The organism is Aerococcus sp. L_32 (assembly GCF_050689315.1).
The window spans coordinates 1-1,081 of sequence record NZ_JBOEQF010000585.1 but is presented as its reverse complement, the minus strand read 5'-3'; the positions used below and the strand labels follow the sequence as shown (position 1 = coordinate 1,081).

The following is a 1,081-nucleotide window of genomic DNA, read 5'->3' as shown; positions in this document are numbered from 1 at the left end:
GATAGATAAGAAGAGCGATAAAATTAACAGGGCAATTCGATTGTTATAAAACTTATTGATCATCTGACTTGCCACCTCCTGTTAATTGGTTAAACCAGTTAGTTAAGAAGTTATCATTCGCTTCCTCATCAGTAGTGTTGATGAAATTGTCCGCTAGAATGGTGTACAACTCATCTTGACTAAGGTCGCGGGTAATCTCGCCACGTTCAGTAATTGAAACACCACCTGTTTCTTCTGAAACGACGATAGTGATGGCATCTGTTACTTCACTTAAGCCGACAGCAGCCCGGTGTCTAGTCCCTAATTCTTTAGGAATCTCCGAGTTTTCTGAAAGTGGCAGGTAAGAAGCGGCAGATGCAATTTCTAAATCTTGAATAATCACGGCACCATCATGTAGGGGCGTATTTGGGATGAAAATGTTAATCAATAATTGAGATGAGATGGCTGAATCTAATCGAATTCCAGTAGCTGCGTATTCATTTAAGGGTTGCGAACGTTGTAGGGAGATCAAAGCACCAATCCGTCGTTTACCCATGTACTCGCAAGCTTCAACTAAATCGCGCACCATTTTTTCGTTTGGATTGCGGGCCCCAGCTTCACGTTTACCAGCAAAGAATTGTTGTCCCAAATGATCTAATCCTCGTCTGATTTCAGGTTGGAATATGACAATCGCACCAACGACAGACCATTGGATAATATTGTTCATGATCCAATCTACCGTCTTCAACTGGAAGAGGGTGGAAATAATTTTAATCAGCAAGAAGATGAAAACCCCGTTCAAAATATTGAAGGCTTTCGTATTCTTTAGGATCTTCAATAGCTGGTAGATAAACAACCAAACAATCAAAATATCAATTAGATTGAAAACATTCGTCCAGGAAATAATACCAGACCAATCTATTTGCATGCGTCTATCCTCCATTCTAAGTTTTCTCACTATAAAGTATACCATATCAGCCTTTTATCGATAGAAACTTAAGACACATTTCCCAAAAATGTTTATAATGGTAGAAACAAGTAAACTGGAGTGAAGGAGGGATGGCATGTTACTTGGACAATTGATTATGGATGCTGGGCAAGT

General features: G+C 39.5%; 1 protein-coding gene. It reads right to left on the bottom strand.

Features of this window, described 5'->3' with window-relative positions; all coding sequences use genetic code 11:
* Positions 1–52: 52 nt before the first annotated feature.
* The gene (gene cdaA / locus ACRCJ0_RS14930) at positions 53–907 is read right to left on the bottom strand and encodes a diadenylate cyclase CdaA (protein WP_016897342.1); all 855 of its coding nucleotides are present in this window, start codon (positions 905–907) and stop codon (positions 53–55) included.
* Positions 908–1,081: the final 174 nt, after the last annotated feature.